Below are 15873 nucleotides of genomic sequence, written 5' to 3' on the forward strand. Positions count from 1 at the left end.
TATGAGTATCTTTTCCGATTCCGATAAGAAAAAAGGCAACCCGGGATTTTTGGACAGTCAAGAACTCGGAATGATCGATATATCCAGAGAATTTCATACTTCACTCGGAATCGAAAACAGTCTTTTCAATCGTTTCACTCGGGAAGAAGTCAGAGAGATGCTCGAGAGCGCGGGCATCTTTCGGATTCTTCAGGCGAGGGGATATCAGGAATACGAACTTTCTTTGGACGGAATTTCGGACATGGACAATCGGATCTACATCAAGGATCCTTCCGGCGGAATTTTAGTTCACATGCGTTTAAAATTTTCCGACTTTCAATTTAAAAAGCTGGATCAATCCTACAAACTCGTTTATATTGACTGGCTCTTGACCCAGAACCTAAAGATGAAAACCATGAAGGTCAAAAAGAAACTCTATCAGGGCCAGGAATATCCGGGTCTTTCTTTGATGAACGAGATCACCGGTTTTATCAGAATTCTCGCCACGAAGATGGGAGCCTATGGAGCCTTCAATATTCCGGAATATTTTCATGACGCGGTTTTATTTCATAAATCCTTTCAGTTTGTGGATCCCGAAAAAGAAGGAAGGTTTCGCGCGATTTTACAATCGTTCAGTAGAACCAATCTGAGGGAATTGAGCGATCAAATTCACAACGAAAAAATCTGCGACGCTACTACGGGAGAAGTATACTCCTGGAAATACGGAGAGATGGTATCCTGTATCAATAGTTATCTCGAGTCCGAGCTTTTCGACGAAGAATATTATAAAAAAGTGGAAAAGATCGTTTTAGGAACTCATTATATGAGGAAAGTTTAATATGACGGAATTTCCCCTTAGACCGGAAATCATAATCCTCGACGACGATCGGGACGTGGGGGAAACTCTCGAACTCATTCTCAACAAACTCGGCTATCAAAGCGTATTTTTCGATTCGGTGGAGCAGGGTAAACAATACTTCGAAAAGGAATTAAACCCGATCGTTTTTCTGGACATTCACATGCCCGGGTCGAGCGGTCTCGATATTCTTCCTTATTTTAAGAATCTGGAATCCAAAACCCAGGTTATCATGATGACCGGAGAAAGGGACATCAACAACGTCGTGACTTCATTGACCCACAAGGCGAGCGACTTTCTTTTGAAGCCGTTCTCCATTCAGACGGTTCAGATCGCGATCCAAAGAGCATTCGATTATTATACTATTCTAAAAGAAAAGGATCTCCGCGACGAGGTAATCATGAGGGATCTTCGTCTTGCCTCCAGGGTTCAAGGAAAGATTTTTTCGATCCCGGATCTGAGTCCGTACGGAATCGAAGCGGACGTGACTCCTGTTTCCTTCGTAAGCGGGGACTTTAACGTGATTCTTAAAAAGGAAAAATCCATTCTTCTTCTTTTGGGAGACGTGGAAGATCACGGTGTCACTTCCGGACTCATCGCACTTTTGATGACCACCCTCGCCAAGGAAGAATTTAAGAATTCGGACAATCCGAGCGATATTCTGGGAAGAATGAACCAGGAACTTTGTCTGAACATCGGAACCCACAGTATGACCGCGGCTTGCGCGATTCTTTTTCCGAACGAAAAGAAACTCGTCTATGCGCGGGGAGGACATCCCTTCCCGGTTCACTTTCATAAGGAAGGATTTTCTTTTTTGAAGGATAAGTCCGGGCAGTTGATGGGAATATTAGAAGATCTTGATTTTCCAAGTCACGAAGCGGGCTTTGATAACGGAGATGTGATTTTTCTTTTTTCGGACGGGATCATCAACAATTTGAATCATCCGCTCATTGAGGAACTGAATCAAATTCACAAATCCGGAAACGATTCCTTAAAAAGAATGAAAGTGGCTCTTGATAATTACGTGCGTTCTTCCATTCCTTCCAGAGAATACAGAGACGACGCGTCTTATATTCTTTTGGAAATCAGATAAGAATTTCAACCCGATTTCAATCCTCGTCTTGAAACCGAAAGATTTCTTCGGGAATTTCCCGCATGGAAACCGTGGGAAACGTTCCCTTTCGAATATTAAAAAAAACGAATTCAGGAAAACTAAAGAACAGGGATTGAAATCCTTTTTGAAACCGTTCTCCCTTGTCGAACGGGGATGTGAAAACTCCGATCGTCGTCGCGCCGAGTCCCGCGCCCAGGTTTACGGTTCCGTAAATCGGTCTTAGCCAAAACACGTCGTCCGTAAAAAGAGGAAAAAAATGATCTTCCCGGTTGGGTTTGTAGATCGTGGAAGAAAACGTAAACGATTCCTTAAGGGCGTTTTTGAAACTCGGATCCTTTTGTAAAAGTTCGGAAAGTTTTCGTCTTCGATACGAAAGTAGGGTCGTTTGTCCCGTCGAATTCCAGTTTTTAAAAACGGAATCGGATGCGTAAAACGGAATCAAGGCCATCGAATAGTCGAAGTCGATTTTTTCTCCCGGAAACGAAATTTCTTTTTGATCGAAGGAATTCTGTGTGCTTCGGATAATTTCGGTCGTGCAGTTTTCAAACAACAGATGAAACGGATAGAGTTTTTTTAAACGGACATGATATTCCGTTTCTCTCCGTTTCGCGAGTTTGAGATATTCTGCGAGAACCGTTTCTTCCGGAAACACGATCGGAAGTAGAAACTTATTCTCTCGTGCTGGAAGTAATTTTCCGGAAGTGACTCGAACAGGTATGGAATTGTCGATTCCTTCCTTAAGTTCAAAGGCGCGGTTGGTCGCGTCTTCCCAGATTTGGTATTCCTTTTCTGTGAGTTCCTTGATCTCTGAAATTTTTTTGCGAGCCAATGAAACCACGGACCAATTCTCCTCGGAAAGATAATCGAGCGCCTGTTTGTCCTCTTTGTCTTCTTGGTAAACTATGGAAGAATCTTCCGGAAAGCTGGATAAAAAAACGGGGAAACCGGTTCTTAAACTTTCCTCGATCGCATGCAGTCTTCCTAAAGTGACGAGCGCGCTGTAACCCCAGCCCGGATCCCTTTCGGAAACGATTTCCGCCAAGGAAAGAATCTGTTTTTTGTAAAAGGTTTTTAAAAGTTCGATTTCTTTAGAACTTAAAGAAATTTGTATATTCGAAATTTTGAATTCTTCGTTTAGTTTCCATTCTTCCCTGAGAATTTTGCAGAACAAAATCCCTTCGAGTGTGTCTCTGAGTCTCAGAAAGGACCCCGGTTTGAAAAAAGGAAACCGGTCTCGGGTCATCTTCTCCGGCAAAGGAGGAAACTCCATTCTTTCCAAGGGACTTTTTTGAGAATAGAGTTCGTATTCGAGAGTTTGTTCCAGGTCGTTTAGATAATCCTCGCCTAAAAGATAAACGATCTCGGATTTGATATTCTTTGAAATTGGAGATCGTTCCTTTTGCGTAAAATACGCGGTGGCGCGCAGACCGATTTTTTTTTCGGGAGAATTCAATTCCTCGAAGAACTTGGTCTCTTTTTTTAACATCTCCAAATTCTGCAAATGTCTGAACTGCACCAGATAAAGACGATTGAGTCCCGATTCCAAAACTGAAATTTCTTTTTGACTGAAGTTCAATCGAGTAAGAATACTCGTTCGATTGGATACTACATTGTAACTGAATGCGAAGTCGTCGTAGGATTCGCGGACCAAGTGAAAGATATCGTCCGGAAAAAATTGATAGTGATAGACCTTGTTTCCGATTCTGAGGCCGGTGTGGCCGCCGCTGGACTGACCGGTGTTTGCGTCTACGTAGATAAAGTCCGCGGTTGTAGGGGAGGAATACAGCCCCGCCGTAAAAAGCAGGGCCGCGATCAGAAGAGAAAGAAATTTTCTCAGAGTTGATGAAATCCTTTGCGAATGGATTCGATCACTTCGGGTTTGGAAGTTCCGAGTGCGGAAACGAATGTTTGAAATTTATCTTCGCTCACTCCCGCCTTTTTAAGACCGCTTCCGATCCCGAGATACGTTACGCGCAACGACTTCCAGTTGGTGAGTCCGTTTTGCAGAGCGAGAGTGGAAAGATCGTTTTTAAATTCGATTTCCTGAAATCCGTTTTCGATGTGCATCGCGGTCAGATCGCGCACGTCTTTGAGATAAGCCTTTTCCTTTTTTTCATCGTCGTCCGAAGAAGAGGAGAAAATGGAACTTACCGATCCCGAAATGGATTTCACCGATTTGGAAAGACTGTCCAAAGAATCCGAGGATTTACTAATGGAGTTCATTCCTGCCGAGATCGATTCGAAAATAAAGCAGTTGTTCAGACCTATGATAAAAAGTCCGAGCGTTAAGAGAGTCAGTAATCGTAGCGTGCGTTTCATCAGATGGAGTCTCCGTGGATTCGTTTTGTCGGTTGGAATTTTATATCTTCCTTTCATTCAGTCAAACAACTTTTGCGGTTTGTAAAACCACGGAGCCGAACGCGGGAAGTTTTAATTTTAAGATTCCCGTTTTAGAGGAATACTCAAAGGACTCGGGAACCTTTCCGGTCCAAAAATCCGGGAATTGTTTCAACTTGGATACGAACGGAGTTTTGATTTCGATCGTATTTTCTTCCTCGCTCGGATTCCAAATTCCTAAAAAGCCTGCCGGATTATAAAGAGCGTTTGGAAACAAACCCGATGCGATTCCGATCGGAATCGGCGTTTTGTTTCTGCACTTCGTTCCGAGTTCCAATGTCTTTTTGAGAAGTTCCAATCGTTCTTCTCCGATGAGAGAAAGGTCGTCGCTCACGAGAATCATTCCACCGCTAACGGCCATCACGCTCGCCATCAATTGTGTCTGCGCGGGATTCATATCGTTTTTACTTTCACGAACCAAAAGACAATCCGGATCGTTGTACCAAAGATTTCTGTGCATCGAAGAACGAGTGATGTCGTTGATCAAAGCTCTTTCCGTCGACAGCGCGTGTTTGTCTTTGGCGAGAATTCTTTTCTTTTCTCTTCCCCAAAACGGAGCGACGTCGCAACTGATCCGCATCGCGTCGAAAAGTCCGATCGAAGGATAGATCGGAGCGCCACATCCCAAAAGAAAAACGTCCTTGCCCACGACCTTACGAATGAATCGAATCGTGTCCGCATAACGTTTGTGAGGTGATACTCCACGGTCGTATGTCCAACCCGGAAGAAGAGCCGCGAACAAAAAGTCGAGTTTGAGATACGGATAACCGTAATCCTTTACGATCGTTTTGAAAACGTTTTCTAAAAAGTCACGGGAAGTGGGATGGGTGACATCGATGCAGTATGTGTAGTCCATTCCCCAGAGAGGATTCCAAAGCGCGGGAACCGGTTTTCCGTCCCGATCTTTTAAAACCGCTTCCGGATATTTTTGATAGAACTCCGATTTTTTTCTTACCAAGAACGGTGCGAGCCAAATTCCCGGCGTGAGTTTTTCGCGTCGAATCTCCTCCGCGATAAGTCTCATTCCTCCGGGGAATTTATCGTTTGTGGTAAGCCAATCTCCGATTTCTTTTTGATAACCGTCGTCGATCTGAAAGAATTGAATCGGAAGTTTTTTCTCCTTAACGAGAGAAAGATTTTTGAGAATGATCTTCTCCGAAATCTTAGTGTAGTAGTGATACCAAGAACACCAACCGGTGGGAACCGGAGTCGTTGGAAGTTTTACTTTATGAGCTTTTCCTAATTCGCTAAAATACTTTTTTAAGAACGCTTCGGGTTCGATCGTAAAACGAGTCACGCCGACCGGAGTCAGAGCGAGTTTGTTTCCTCTGAAGTCCTCGTAACGATAAAAATCATAGATTAAAGAAACGCCCGAATCCGAGATCCAAGAATGTTTTTTGGAATTCTCCAGCGCTTCCTTTCTTTGGGAAGAAACGACTCTGAACTTAACTCCTTGTTCTCCGGGAGCGATCGCTCCCGCGAAGTAGTGCGGATCTTTCGAGGAGGAAATGAGAAGAAGCAAACCTTCGCTCTGCCAATCCCCGCTTTCTCCGGAATGATTCGTATAAACGTTTTCCTGACCGTAGCGAAGAAAATCCAAACGAGGAGATTCGTCCGGATCCGAAAGAGGATGAACCGCGGAAAGACTCCAGGATTGATAACCGTGTTGAAAAATTTTCGGTTCGTCGATCGCGTGCGGAGGAAGTTCGATTTCCAAGGTGAGAATTTCGGTTCCAGCCTTGGGTCTTTGTTCGCCGATCCAATCCAGATGAGGTTTGAAGACTTCATTCTTCCCCGTCTTTTTGTGTCCGAGTGAAAGCGAAAAATTTCCGCAATCGCTTTTGCTTTTTAATTCTTTCCCTGAAATTTCAAAAGAGGATGTAAAGGAATCCTCATAGACTTTGTAGTTTAAAATCGCTCTCATGTTTCTCTTTTTCTTTGCCGCTATTTTTCTCTGATACGAACGGGAACTTTTCTATAATTCCGCAGTCCCCGTCTCGTATTTTTGGTTCCCGAAACCGCGCGGTACGGATTATTATGAAATTATGCCTCCAAAACCTTCAACTATAAAACCGGAGCTTTTTCCGGGGGATCTCTCTCAAAAAAGATTCGAGGAATACATGGCGGACGATCGTTTAGCGGTCGACTGCGAAATGATGGGACTCAATCCGAGAAGAGATCGACTCTGCGTGGTTCAGATCTGCGATTCTTCCAATAACGTAAGTTTGGTTCAAATTCTTCCCGATCAAAAGGAAGCGCCTCTTCTCAAGTCCTTATTCGAAAATCCGGAGATCGTAAAAATTTTTCATTTCGCGAGAATGGATTCTCTCTTTCTGCGTTATCGTTTGGGAATTTCTTTGCAGAACGTTTTCTGCACGAAGATCGCGAGCAAACTCGCGCGGACTTATACGGACAAACACGGTTTGAAAGATCTCATCAAGGAATTCTACGATGAGATTCTCGATAAAAAAAATCAGTCCTCCGATTGGGGTAAAAAAATTCTCACCAAGGATCAAGTGGACTACGCGAGCGGGGATGTGAAGTATCTGATTTCCCTCGAACAGAAGTTAACCGAAATTCTCGCGAGAGAAGGAAGGGAAACTCTCGCAAGAGAAGCGTTCGCTTGTCTTCCCGTTTTCAACCAGATCGATTGGCTTGAGATGCCCGCTCTTTTCGAACATTGAAAAAGAAACTCGTCCGAACTTTCGTATGTCAATCCTGCGGTCAGGATTATTCCCGTTGGGCCGGTAAGTGCGAATCCTGCGGGAACTGGAACACGATCGTCGAGGAAGTGGGCGGGGAACGATTCGCTTCTTCGAACGGAAATTCTCAAAAGAATAAATCGTATAAGGAACCCACTCCCTTAGACAAAGTAGGGGAAGAATCTCTCACGAGAATGGGAACCGGTTTGAAGGAATTGGATCTTGTTCTCGGCGGAGGATTGGTTCCCGGTTCTTTGACGTTGATCGGCGGAGAGCCCGGGGTCGGAAAGTCCACTCTAGTTCTCGAAGTTTCACGTTATCTGTCACAGGCAAACAAAACCGTTCTTTATATTTCCGGGGAAGAATCTCCGTCGCAAATTCGGATGCGCGCCGAAAGGATGGGAATTCAAACCTCGAAACTTCTTCTCACTTCCGAAACGGTTGCGGAGAATATCGCGGCCATGATCGAAGGTGAAAAACCTTCCGTTGTTTTTGTGGATTCGATCCAAACGATCGCGAGAGAAGCCCTTCCCAATCAAGCGGGAACCGTCACACAACTTCGGGAATGTACACAAGTCCTTCTTGAAACCGCAAAAAGAACGGGGATTCCGATTTTGATGACGGGTCATATCACCAAGGAAGGAATGATCGCCGGTCCGAAAATTTTGGAACATCTCGTGGATACGGTTTTGTACTTCGAAGGAGATCGACTGAATTATTATCGATTGCTTCGTGCGGTGAAAAATCGTTTCGGCGCGGTGGGCGATCTTGCGATCTTTGAAATGTTTTCGGGCGGCTTACGAGAAGTCGGCGATCGCAATCGTATCTTTGTAAGCGCGGGCGCGGAAGAAAGAAGCGGTTCCGCGATCAGCGCCGTTCTCGAAGGAAGCCGAGCCTTGACCGTGGAAGTGCAGGCCTTGGTTAGTAAAACGGGTTTTGCTCAAGCAAGAAGAATGGCGGAAGGTCCGGATACACGACGTGTGATTCTTCTCGCGGCGGTGATCGAAAAATACATCAAAATCAAATTAGGAGAATGTGATATATTCAGCAATCTCGCCGGCGGTCTGAACGCGGACGAACCCGCGTTGGATCTTGCGATTTGCACTTCGATCATTTCGAGTTATTTGGATCAACCCCTACCGAAAGGAACCTGCGTTTTAGGCGAGGTCGGTCTTTCGGGAGAAGTTCGTAGTATAGGCCAAGCCAATCTCAGAGTCAAAGAACTCGCGGGCGTCGGGATGAAGAAGGTCATTCTTCCCGAAGGTAACTTAAGCGAACTCGATAAGAATCTGGACATTCAGATTCAGGGAATTCGCTCCTTGAACGATCTGCGTTCTTTGTTTCCCGGTGCGAATTGATCCCGTTGACTTTTTGGACCACAAATCGTAGCGGACCGTAAACGAAATGTGGGAACTCTTACAAAAGAATTCCCTTGTAAAACAAATCTCGTTTGTGGGAACTCACTCAATATAAAGTCTTTCGATGTACGACAACTTTCAAGGTCGGATCCAAGAACGCTTTTTCTGCGTCCTCCCAATCCGCGAGTTTTGTCGTTACAAGTTCCGGTTTTAAAAGTCCCGATTGAACCAAAGAAAGTATTTCGGGAATTTCGATTCTCGCGTTTATAACCCCGGTTCTAAAATTCAATTGTTTGATCCACATTTCGAATAAGGGCATCGGCGTTCCTTGTTCGTAGTAGATTCCAATGCTCGTGGACACTCCGCCCGGAGCCGTAGAACGAATCGCACAATCCAATCCCGCAGGCGCCGCGCTCGCATCCACCGTAATCGGATACGATCCGCGAGAACCTTCCGGTTTACCGTCGATCGGATTCGCTCCGACTTTTTTTGCGATCTCCAAACGAAGAGGATCCGTATCCAAGTAATCCACTTGGGGAGATCCCATCGCGACCGCGATCGCAGTGGCATAAAGACCGATGCTAAAAGCTCCACCACCTACGACCAAAACCGGAGAATTCGGATCCTTTTTTAAGAACGGGCCGACGGCTCTATATCCGTCCGGAATATTATCGCTTGCACTTGCCAAACCGATCGGGTCGACTCCGTTGGGAATTCGGATCAACATAGAATCCGCATACGGAACACGAACGATATCGCTTACCGCTCCTCCCCAGTTTCCACCCATATCTCCGTAGCTGTACCATCTTCTCGGATGAGATTCGCACAATCCGGTGAGATCCTTTTGACAAGTTAAACATTTGCCGCAAGAGATTTGAAAGGGTACGATTACCTTATCTCCTACTTTGAAATTTTTGACGTGATCGCCGCAGGAAATGATTTCGGCGACACATTCGTGTCCGTAAGGAAAGGGTCCTTTGAACGGAGTTTGTCCCCAAGCATGCAGAGTCATTTCGTCCATCGAATGTCTTTGTAATCCTCTCTGAAGAATGGAATGAAAATCTCTAAATAGAAAAGGATAATCCAAATCACAACGAGCTGCCGCAAAAGGACGTACTAACGCGTCTTCCCGCGATTCTAATTTCGGATCGGGCACTTCTCTCCATTCCAAAACGCCTTTTTTGATAAAAGTTAACTGCTTCATCTCTCTCTGTCCTCGATTTTAAAGTCAAAAAATTCTTTCCATAAATTTGAATTAAAAATCGAGAATGGTCAATAAATAATTAAGCAGAGTGTCGATGGACGAGTTTAAGTTTATAAAAACTGAATATGTTTTTTTATTTTGTATCGAAACGATTTCGGTTTAACGTAGAAGGTTCGGTGTGATATTGGTTGGATATTCTGAAAAAGAAGTCGTTGGTTCTATTTTTGGATTTGTGGCTCGAATCTTGTTCCCGGACGCGATTCGAATTCTTCAGTAAATTAAGATCGCATAGGATCCGGGATTTCCCGCACCGACACCGACGATATTCGGCGTATTCGGCGATACGCTTCCATTGATCGTATCCACGGTATATAGATTGACGACATTTCCGGTTGATTCGGTGGAAAATGCGTATTTACCGGAAGAATCCAGAATCACGGCATGAGTGCCCATGCTCGAAGTGATCGCGGAGCCCCAAGTGTTTAATACTCCGGATGAGTTCCGTGTCGGAATGACGATGTTCGTAGTCGCGGAGGCATAGTTGGAAATAAACGCGAATTTTCCGGCAGGGTCGAACTCGATGCTCGTGGGTTGCGCGAGCATCGAGTTGTAAGTTGTTCCCGCAGATAAAAGTCCGTTTGTATAATCGATCGTGAACATATCCACGTTGTTCGTGGTATTGTTTACCGAATACAGATGTTCTCCCGTGGGATCGGTTTTGAGAAATACGGAGCCGGCCGCGTACGGCGTGTTGGATCTTGCATTCGGAATTCCGGTCGAGTCCAAACCGAAAAACAGAATTCCTCCTCCGCCGTTCATAGAAACAAAAAGACTGTTTCCGGCAGGATTCAAGCAAATCGCTTGCGGAGAAGTGGAAGCCCCCAATCCGGAAACTATGTTCGGTGAAAGCGCGCCCGTCGTCGGATCGATTTTGAAATAGTAGATCGTGTTCGCCGCGGCCCCGGTTGCAAACGCGAACTTCCCGGTTGGTTCGATCACGATTTTAGAAGGAGAAGCGACCGGGTACGTGGAAGCGAACGTGATATCTCCCGAAGAAGTATCGATCCTGTAGGTCGCGATCTCCGAGGCCATCGTAGCGAAGAGAAATTTTCCGGAAGGATGAATTGCCAGCGAGGAAACTCCCGAAGTGGTATTCACGAAAACAGTCGTTCGCGTCTGCAAAAGCCCGGTATTTGGATCCATCGTAAACAACCAAATCTGAGAATTCTGATAATTGGAAACGTAAGCCCAGGCCCCACTCGTGCCGAAGCTGTTCGAACTTGTGTAATTCGAGGCCATACGTTCGCCTTGTTCGTTCAAAGCATCCGTCGTTACCCTGAGTTTGTATTGTGTTCCCGATCTAAGAACTTTAGAAGGATTGAATGTGATTTTCGGATTTTGACCGAGGTCCAAATTGCCTTCTATGCAGGATAAGAAGTCGTCGTAGCTGACCTGAACCGATCCGGAACAGGTTCCCGCGGTCGTCTGAGAGGTCAATGTTTCCGGGCTCATTCTTTCACTGAACGTAAATTCGATCCCGGTTCCTCTGGAAACTGCCGTTAAACCGCTCGCCGGCGTTTGTTGGGAAATTTTTAGATTGAGATTGATCTTTATTCCGTAGCGATAACCGCAAACTTCATTGTTCGAGTCGTTTAACGCGAGTTTTAAGGCGAGACTTTGTTTGAACCAGTCGCTGGCCGGATCGCACGCGCTTAGATCGAACGTTTGTCTGCAGTCGAGAATGAACATGCAAAAAATATTAAATACGAATAGAAAGAAGAACGCATTCCCGTTTTTGAATGTCCGTTTAACGAATTTATGTTTATTATTTATTTCCATATAATAATCGCTTTGGGTAAGTAGCGTCGGCCGAATTCGTAAGTCAAGACGATCGGGCGTTTTCGGATTATCCGAAAATCGTAGCTTATAAAACGATTCTCGAATCTAAATTAGGAAATTCTAAAACATAGTTTAGAGCGGTTCTTTTTCTCGGATTAACGACTTACGGTTTTATCGGCTACAATCAACGAAAAGCGGCCCTTCCCGCATCGAGTCGATTCGGTAAGGATGGATTGACTGGGAGAAGGTCATCTCCGACAATGAAAAAGATTCTCGTTTGATGCAGTTTGGAAATCACGGGATCGTGCATTGATTCTCGAACTTTTGGGAAAGGATCGAGCTTGCGCGGGTTCTTATTTCTAAACGTTCTTTGCGAGCGACGCACCCATGTTCAGAATCATCATTCGCAGTTTAGGTTTTCCAAAAAGAAGAGTCTTCCTTCCCTGGATCGCGGGAATTTTTTGTCTTGTTTTCTTTTCCCTATACGGACAAACGGAACCGCCGCGGACGACTCCACAAAACTCGACACAACCGAACGTTTCACAAACACAAACCTCCGTCGATCCGCTTCTTCGAGGTTCTTGGTTTGAAGACCAGGAACAAAAAGAAGCGGTCTTATACAACAAGGTGATGAAATTCTTTCGCGGGAATCCTCATTTCGTATGGAAGACCGACCTGCGAGGAAGAAACTACAGATTTTATAAGGACGGAAGAGTGGAGTTCCTCATCGACCGAGAATACGAGGAAGTTTTTCCGGACATATCCGAACTTGACGTTCACAGAAGCGAAGCCAAAACCTTAGCGGAACACGGAGAGCCTTATTCCGCGATTCGATTGTTAAAAGGAATCGGACTTTGTTATCGGTTTCAATTCGGCAAACTCGTACCCGAAGGATATCAAACCGCCACCGAAGAATCGAGTCGTTTGATGAAACACATGGCCCACAAAAAAGAGGACGTGGACGATCTCACCGACCCATACGGATGCACAAAAAAGAATATTCTAAAAATTGAAAGTGAACCATTTCGATTCTCACTCGAAACCGAAAACGACTGGAGACATTTTTTTCCGGAACCGGAAACCCCCGAAAGCGGAAACGAAGGCGATCATATCTGGAAGATCCGAAGATTCTATAAAACGTTACCGACCGAACGCGAAGGCGGAGAATGGGAAAAAATATACAAATCCCAATCCGAAAAATTTCTATATTACAGACCGGACCGAATCCTGTTTACGATCGGACTTACCTATCACCCGGTCGCGGCGGTCTACACATCTAAAAATTATTTCCAACTCTGGGATCTAAAAAGAGGAATCAATCCGCGAACGATCCGAGAAATGAACTTCCGAAGAAAAAAAGAGGACGATTCTTACGTAAGCCGATTCGACACGTATCAGAAGGACGGAAGAAAGGTTTCCTGGATTCTTTTGGAAAAATATTATTTACGAGAGAACCGAGGACTTTTGTTTTCCGTAGCCGGACCGGAAAAACAGATTGATCGTCTTCGTCAGATCTGGTCACAATTGAATCAGAAACTGATCGTTGAATAAATAGGTTATGATTTTTGGGCTCGTAAAAACAGGAGATCGTCCGTATCCGCCGGGACCGCCCTCGCAAAATTCCCATTGGCAACTTTTGCTCATCGGTTTTTGTCTCGTGGACGGAATGGCGCTTTTGTTTATTCCGCTCGGAATTTACGGATCGGTTTTACTTACGGCCGCCTTACTTTTGTTTTCGTTTCTACCTCTTTTGTTTTTGGTTATCCGGCTCAGCACTAAGTTCGGAAATCTTCTTTATATCGCGCTTTTCTTAAGTCTTTTATCCGCGGGAGTTTCTTCGCTTTATATCAGTCATAGCATTGGATTTTTCCTCGGACTTCCGACCGGAAAAAACACGGATCTCGCGCAAAGCAGAGAATTTGGAAACGATCGGATTCTCGTGTTTCGAGGCGTTAAGGTTCTTGAGAACTATGTCTCGTCGAGGTCCGCGATTAGCAGAGCGAAGTCGGAACCCAAACGGGCCAAGACGATTTACTTTCACGTCGCGCCCTTGGTTTCCGCAAACTGGAAGGAGGGGGATCCGATTCACGTTTGGGTTGCTTGCGAAAGAATGGAATTGCCCAACTGCACCTGGGGGAATTCGGTCTTTTTTTGGGGGGAGAATCTCAAAACCCATTCCTTATACCCGTATTACAAACTTTCGGTGCAGGACGCGGGAAGAATTTATAAATTTCCGATTCCCGAGACTCCGACGATCTTTCGCCCGATCGCCGATCCGGAAAAGAAGCTGGTTCGCGCGGGAATGTACGGGCTTTCGGGCTTATTCTTCTTGAACTATTCCTGGTTTGTTTGTATTTTTTTGGGTAAATTCTTTACGAAAGAGAAATAGGGGAGAATGGACCAACCGGACTTTTTCGAAAAGTCGGAACTACGCGGCGCGGGGTGAAGGTGCAACTTAGATCGTCTATCTCAGCTTCGATCGCTCGACGCACGAAAAAAATCTTCGATTTATCAAAAAACTTTTTCGTTTGCTAATTTTGATCCTTTATCTTCCGATATTTATACGGAGACGGGTAGTAGAATCAGATTTTCTCTCCGTCCGTGGATTCTTTTTAAGAATCCCGCGATCCGTCTCTAAAACGATTTTTTATTTTTTGTATTTTGTAACCAGGAGAAATTCTCATGAGGAAGAAGATCATCTTACTTGCCGGACTGCTTTGCATTCTTGCTGTACCAGGTGTCTATAGCCAGCAGACCGGAAACAATCAGGCTGGCGGAAATCAGCAAACAGGAGCTAACCCGGATCCTCTTGAGAAGCTCATTCTCGAGAATTTCGAAGAGGCTGAAGACTGGAGAGCTAAGTCAACGACTCCCCTCGGAGAAACCAAGGTTCTCAAAATGGTTCAAAGAGGTCTGATGAGAGACGTGTTCGACGAGAACACGGTTCCGGATAACGGGGGAGATCAGATCGAAAAGAATCATATCCTCGGCGTAAAAACCAACTATACCAATAGGGGTTTTGACAGAGTGGAAGTTTTTCCTCCTCACGAGTATATCGTAAAAGGAAAAGCGCGTCAGTTGTCCATCTGGGCTCTGGGAAGAAAATTCCGTCACACTCTTTTCGCGAAGCTAAGAGACTACAGAGGAAACACTCATAACATCCGTCTGGGACGATTGGATTATTTCGGTTGGAGAAAAATGACCGCGACGATTCCGGGTTACGTTCCTCAAAGTACACGTTTCGCTCTTCTGGATAAGAATCTACATTTCGTATCTTTATTCGTAGTCAGCGACGTTCACGAAGTGGGCGGACAATTCTACTTTTACGTGGATGATTTGGAAGTTCGCGCCGATAAATCGGATGCGAAGTATCCCGGATCGGAAATTAAAGATAACTGGTAATCTTCAAAAGAAAGGAAGCAGACATGAGAAGGTTCATGAATTCGTTCAAAATTACAGCGGTTCTTACTACGATCCTCGGAGGAGCGATTCTTCTGGGTCTGGTTAACGGACAGAACATCATCAAAAGCAAACGCGGAATCGACACCGCGACCGGGATCGACGTAAGTGGAATGGAACTCAGATCCATCACCGTGGAATCTTGGGACAACCCGGCAAGTTCCGCGGCTTACGGTTGGGAAGTATCCACTGATAAGGATACACAACAACCGCAAAACGGACAACAGCAGTATCAACCGACCGCGCAAAACGCGCAGTCTTTGAGAGAAGTAAAACTGATCTCCGGTAAACCGGGAGACATCAAGAACGTGGACGCTGGAACCGCGAAAGTTCTCGGCGTTAAGTTTCAGTTTACTTTTCCCGGTGACAACGCCGTAACCATTCGTCCTCCGAGAGTTCCCGAATACGAAGTACTTCGCACCAAGTCTTACTTGGATTCAAACAACCAAAGAAAGATCTCCAAAATTTACGGAGTGGAATTCCCGGGTGTGAGCAAGGCGATTTCGGTTTGGGTTTGCGGAAGAGGAAACGAATACAATCTCGAAGGTTGGATCGAAGACTGGAAAGGCGACACTCATATTCTTCAGTTCGGATCTCTCGACTTTATCGGATGGAGACCGCTTACCGTTGGGATTCCTCAAGGAGTTCCTCAGGACGTAAATTCTTATCCGCAAGTGAAGACGATCGTTTTCAAACAATTTAAGATTCGTTCCCGTCCCGATACGAGCGGTGAAACCGTATATCTTTTCTTCGACGAGTTAAGAGTTCTTTCCGACGTTTTCGAAGTTCACTTCGACGGAGCTTCCATCGATTTCGACGACGAAGATTGCAAGAGCAAGCACAAACTCGATAAGATGCTCAAAGCCAAAGTCGACAAAGAATGCGGCGGCGGTGGAGCGGCAGGAAAATAAGATTTCATAATCAACGGGATGTTCTAAATCCCGTTTCATTCTCTCTTGGTAAGG

13 protein-coding genes are annotated in these 15873 nt (G+C 45.2%); 8 read left to right on the forward strand and 5 right to left on the reverse strand.

What is annotated here, in order from left to right:
- Position 1 precedes the first annotated feature (1 nt).
- A complete protein-coding gene (locus CH367_RS05540; RefSeq protein ID WP_100761507.1) occupies positions 2-817 on the forward strand; it encodes a hypothetical protein in 816 nt (271 codons plus the stop codon).
- 1 nt (position 818) lies between these two features.
- Positions 819-1928 (forward strand): SpoIIE family protein phosphatase, encoded by a 1110-nt coding sequence (locus CH367_RS05545; RefSeq protein WP_100761508.1) that lies wholly within the window; start codon positions 819-821, stop codon positions 1926-1928.
- A 16-nt stretch (positions 1929-1944) separates the two neighbouring features.
- Here CH367_RS05545 and CH367_RS05550 read toward each other — a convergent pair whose 3' ends face one another.
- The 3 genes from CH367_RS05550 to CH367_RS05560 all read right to left on the reverse strand — a co-directional run bounded on the left by CH367_RS05550 (position 1945) and on the right by CH367_RS05560 (position 6270).
- A complete protein-coding gene (locus tag CH367_RS05550; RefSeq protein WP_100761509.1) occupies positions 1945-3753 on the reverse strand; it encodes a hypothetical protein in 1809 nt (602 codons plus the stop codon).
- Positions 3754-3782: 29 nt separating this feature from the next.
- Positions 3783-4268 carry a putative lipoprotein gene (locus tag CH367_RS05555; RefSeq protein WP_100762058.1) on the reverse strand — a complete coding sequence of 162 codons (486 nt, stop codon included), beginning with the start codon at positions 4266-4268 and terminating at the stop codon, positions 3783-3785.
- A gap of 61 nt (positions 4269-4329) precedes the next feature.
- The gene (locus CH367_RS05560; RefSeq protein WP_100761510.1) at positions 4330-6270 is read right to left on the reverse strand and encodes an alpha-galactosidase; all 1941 of its coding nucleotides are present in this window, start codon (positions 6268-6270) and stop codon (positions 4330-4332) included.
- A gap of 121 nt (positions 6271-6391) precedes the next feature.
- On the opposite strand from CH367_RS05560, the gene CH367_RS05565 reads away from it, so the two are divergent.
- Positions 6392-7030, forward strand: coding sequence for a ribonuclease D (locus tag CH367_RS05565; protein ID WP_100761511.1), 639 nt, complete (start codon positions 6392-6394; stop codon positions 7028-7030).
- On the forward strand, positions 7027-8406 hold the full coding sequence (gene radA / locus CH367_RS05570) for a DNA repair protein RadA (RefSeq protein ID WP_100761512.1): 1380 nt from the start codon (positions 7027-7029) through the stop codon (positions 8404-8406). Before CH367_RS05565 ends, radA begins: the two co-directional genes overlap by 4 nt.
- A 106-nt stretch (positions 8407-8512) precedes the next feature.
- On the opposite strand, the gene CH367_RS05575 is transcribed toward radA, so the two are convergent.
- Both CH367_RS05575 and CH367_RS05580 read right to left on the reverse strand, forming a co-directional pair.
- On the reverse strand, positions 8513-9610 hold the full coding sequence (locus CH367_RS05575; protein WP_100761513.1) for a zinc-dependent alcohol dehydrogenase: 1098 nt from the start codon (positions 9608-9610) through the stop codon (positions 8513-8515).
- Between the two features lie 270 nt (positions 9611-9880).
- Positions 9881-11359 carry a beta-propeller fold lactonase family protein gene (locus CH367_RS05580; protein ID WP_165783227.1) on the reverse strand — a complete coding sequence of 493 codons (1479 nt, stop codon included), beginning with the start codon at positions 11357-11359 and terminating at the stop codon, positions 9881-9883.
- A 477-nt stretch (positions 11360-11836) separates the two neighbouring features.
- Here CH367_RS05580 and CH367_RS05585 point away from each other — a divergent pair, with 477 nt between their 5' ends.
- The 4 genes from CH367_RS05585 to flaA1 all read left to right on the forward strand — a co-directional run bounded on the left by CH367_RS05585 (position 11837) and on the right by flaA1 (position 15819).
- The gene (locus tag CH367_RS05585; protein WP_244284487.1) at positions 11837-13000 is read left to right on the forward strand and encodes an LIC10775 family protein; all 1164 of its coding nucleotides are present in this window, start codon (positions 11837-11839) and stop codon (positions 12998-13000) included.
- A gap of 7 nt (positions 13001-13007) precedes the next feature.
- Positions 13008-13838, forward strand: a complete 831-nt coding sequence (locus CH367_RS05590) for a hypothetical protein (protein WP_100761515.1) — start codon at positions 13008-13010, stop codon at positions 13836-13838.
- A 293-nt stretch (positions 13839-14131) separates the two neighbouring features.
- Positions 14132-14851, forward strand: a complete 720-nt coding sequence (gene flaA2 / locus CH367_RS05600) for a flagellar filament outer layer protein FlaA2 (RefSeq protein ID WP_100761517.1) — start codon at positions 14132-14134, stop codon at positions 14849-14851.
- Positions 14852-14874: 23 nt separating this feature from the next.
- A complete protein-coding gene (gene flaA1 / locus CH367_RS05605) occupies positions 14875-15819 on the forward strand; it encodes a flagellar filament outer layer protein FlaA1 (protein WP_100761518.1) in 945 nt (314 codons plus the stop codon).
- The last annotated feature ends 54 nt before the right edge of the window (positions 15820-15873 follow it).

Source organism: Leptospira barantonii (genome assembly GCF_002811925.1).
Taxonomy (GTDB): domain Bacteria; phylum Spirochaetota; class Leptospiria; order Leptospirales; family Leptospiraceae; genus Leptospira; species Leptospira barantonii.

Coding starts and splice junctions, on each gene's coding strand:
- CH367_RS05560 (WP_100761510.1), bottom strand. CDS start 6,270: ATGAGAGCGATTTTAAACTACAAAGTCTATGAGGATTCCTTTACATCC.
- flaA1 (WP_100761518.1), top strand. CDS start 14,875: ATGAGAAGGTTCATGAATTCGTTCAAAATTACAGCGGTTCTTACTACG.
- CH367_RS05545 (WP_100761508.1), top strand. CDS start 819: ATGACGGAATTTCCCCTTAGACCGGAAATCATAATCCTCGACGACGAT.
- CH367_RS05585 (WP_244284487.1), top strand. CDS start 11,837: ATGTTCAGAATCATCATTCGCAGTTTAGGTTTTCCAAAAAGAAGAGTC.
- CH367_RS05575 (WP_100761513.1), bottom strand. CDS start 9,610: ATGAAGCAGTTAACTTTTATCAAAAAAGGCGTTTTGGAATGGAGAGAA.
- CH367_RS05590 (WP_100761515.1), top strand. CDS start 13,008: ATGATTTTTGGGCTCGTAAAAACAGGAGATCGTCCGTATCCGCCGGGA.
- CH367_RS05555 (WP_100762058.1), bottom strand. CDS start 4,268: ATGAAACGCACGCTACGATTACTGACTCTCTTAACGCTCGGACTTTTT.
- CH367_RS05580 (WP_165783227.1), bottom strand. CDS start 11,359: ATGTTCATTCTCGACTGCAGACAAACGTTCGATCTAAGCGCGTGCGAT.
- flaA2 (WP_100761517.1), top strand. CDS start 14,132: ATGAGGAAGAAGATCATCTTACTTGCCGGACTGCTTTGCATTCTTGCT.
- CH367_RS05540 (WP_100761507.1), top strand. CDS start 2: ATGAGTATCTTTTCCGATTCCGATAAGAAAAAAGGCAACCCGGGATTT.
- CH367_RS05565 (WP_100761511.1), top strand. CDS start 6,392: ATGCCTCCAAAACCTTCAACTATAAAACCGGAGCTTTTTCCGGGGGAT.